We start from the raw sequence: 2,778 nt of genomic DNA on the forward strand, positions 1-2,778 counted from the left end.
GAATTATGTAACTAGATAATAATTGAGCAGTCAGTCAAATAAACGTCTATTATTTTGGTATGGTTTTCTCGGGGAGGGGGCGAAGCAAAATCCCGAACTAACCTGCCAATGTGAATTTTATAACAGACTACGAGCTATCTGGTGTCATTGAAGGCGCCTGGAGGATTTTGTGTTTTCAGGATTGATTAGTGGTAATGCTAAACGAGTAAATCAAGCATTGACCCAGGCTTTATTCTGTTATTCATCTGCAATATTCATGGTGTTTACCGTTGGCCCTGTAACAGCCCAAGACAGCGAGATAGTAAAAAAATCCGGGCCCAATCATTTGCGAATTGCATCTGCCCGGTCTGCCAAAGACTTAAAGATTATTGACGCTTTAGCAAAACAATTCCGTTCTAATCATCCTGAAGTCACTATTACCATTCATTCTGGCGGCGTATTAAAGGTACTTGACGACGGTCGTAATGGCCTGGCAGATGTTGTGTTAACTCACCATAAACCTGGTGAAGAGCATTTTGCCAAAGAAGGATTTGCTTTACGCCGCACTCAATTGATGTATACCGAGTATGCGCTGTTTGGACCGCCGGGAGATCCGTTAGGCTTATCAAAAGAAAAAGATATTATTTCAGTGTTTAAGCGCCTGGCAGTAGCAGAAGCTGAATTTCATGCGCCATCACCGCGTTCCGGCACTAACATGAAAATAGAAGAAATCTGGACGATGGCTGGAATCAACCCAGACTGGCTGGGTTATGAGAATACCGGTGGTAGTGGTTATGCAACGTTGTTACAAGCCGCGGAATTTGGTGTATATGCGATAGCGGAAATGGCAACTTATCTGGATAACAAGGACAAATTGAAAGGCAAACTTATCCCAATATTTCGCGACGACCTGGATTTACGCAATGTCTACAGCCTGCTAATTGTCAACTCCAGAAAAGTGCCTGGAGTAAACACGAAACTGGCGTTGAAATTTCATGATTACCTTGTATCAGAAGAAGGACAGGATTTTATACGCCAGTTTGGTGAAGATCATTTTAATGCAACAGTACTTATTCCGGCTGCTCGCCTGGATCCGGCGTTTAAGGCACAGAAAGCACGAGAGGCTTTGGCGTATCAAACAAAAGAACTGAACCTGGCGATAATAACCAGTATTTCGTTATTTTTGTTATTAGTAGTTAGTGTTTTTCTTTTTCTGCGCATGCGTAGCATCGAACGAAGGCACATCGAAGCGGAAGCCCGCAACAATGCACTGGAGCTGGCTCGCGATGAAATCGTGCAGGCAAACAATTTGTTGCAACAGGAAATCGAAGAACGAAAAGCCACAGAGACACGATTGTCGGAGGCGATAAAATTACTTAATAATTCCGAAGAAGAATTACGAAATTACCATGAACATCTGGAAACACTGGTAAGGGCCCGTACTCGTGAATTGGAGTCTGCAATAAAGGAACTGCAGGCATTTTCTTATTCGGTATCGCATGATTTACGGTCTCCGTTGAGAAGTATCAATGGATTCAGTAAAGTATTGCTTGAAGATTATGAAGATGTACTGGATGACGATGGAATTGAGTATTTAAACCGAGTGGTCAACGCCAGTGTGCGCATGGATATGTTGATAGATGGGCTTTTACAACTTTCCCGTATATCTCGCCAGGATTTAAATTGTGCAGATGTAAATGTAAGTGAGATAGCGCGAGAAATACTGGAAATCCAAAGTGCAGGAATTGATGGAAGAGATGTTGTCATTGATATTGAAGATGATTTATCGGTTAGCTGTGACGAGAATTTATTACGTATTGTGTTACAAAACTTGCTTGGCAATGCGTTGAAATATACCAGTAAAACGCAGCAGCCGCACATAACAATGGGGAAAACTTTGTGTGAACACGGATCTTGTTTCTATATCAAGGACAATGGTACAGGTTTTGATATGAAGTATGTCGATAAAGTTTTTCGTCCCTTCCACAGGCTGCATGCAGAAGATGACTACCAGGGCAACGGTATTGGGCTTTCCACTGTACAACGAATAATACATAGACACGGTGGAACTATTTGGGCGGAATCAGCACCCGGTCAGGGCGCTACGTTCTATTTTACTTTATCTCCAGTTCTTGACGAAACTGCTTATTTTTCCCATGCATTGCCAAATTAGAAATTCGTGAATGATCCAGTTTCAGTCTAATGTGAAATAAATGGTTGTGCCTTTACCAATATCTGATTCTGCCCAGACTTTTCCGCCATGTCGGTCAATCACACGTTGAACGGTAGCCAAACCAACGCCAGTGCCAGGGTATTCTTCTTTGCTGTGTAATCTCTGAAATGCCAGAAATATTTTATCCGCATATTTCATATCGAAGCCCGCGCCATTGTCTTTTACAAAATAGATATCGTGACCGTTTCCGGAGTGGTCACTTCCAAACTCAATGACTGGATTAGCCGTTTTGCTGGTATATTTCCATGAATTGCCCAACAAGTTATCAAGAGCAACAGAAATAAGATGCTCGTCTCCATCAGCCATTAGATTGTTTTGCAGTTTGATATCAATATCTCTTTCCGGATTCTGTTGTTTGAGTTTATCTATGGTTTCTTTTGCCAGGTCACTAATGTCCAGTTTTTGTTTGTGGAAATCACAGCGTGTGATCCGCGCTAGCTGTAACAGATCTTCTATAAGGGTGCCCATGTCCAGGGCGTTGTTTTGAACACGCATCAAGTAATCTAATCCAGCCTGGTCCAGTTTCTCGCTGTAATCTTCCAGCAGCATCTGGCAAAATCCATGAA

The 2,778-nt window shown here is 42.3% G+C and carries 2 protein-coding genes; one reads left to right on the forward strand and one right to left on the reverse strand.

Annotated features, from left to right (window positions below):
* Positions 1-169 precede the first annotated feature (169 nt).
* A complete protein-coding gene (locus ACWVCM_RS00555; RefSeq protein WP_455199744.1) occupies positions 170-2,152 on the forward strand; it encodes an ATP-binding protein in 1,983 nt (660 codons plus the stop codon).
* Between the two features lie 21 nt (positions 2,153-2,173).
* Here the strand turns inward: ACWVCM_RS00555 and ACWVCM_RS00560 are convergent.
* Positions 2,174-2,778 (reverse strand): sensor histidine kinase (locus ACWVCM_RS00560; RefSeq protein ID WP_455199745.1); only part of this gene is annotated, 605 nt, incomplete at its 5' end.

This window comes from Kaarinaea lacus (genome assembly GCF_975902315.1).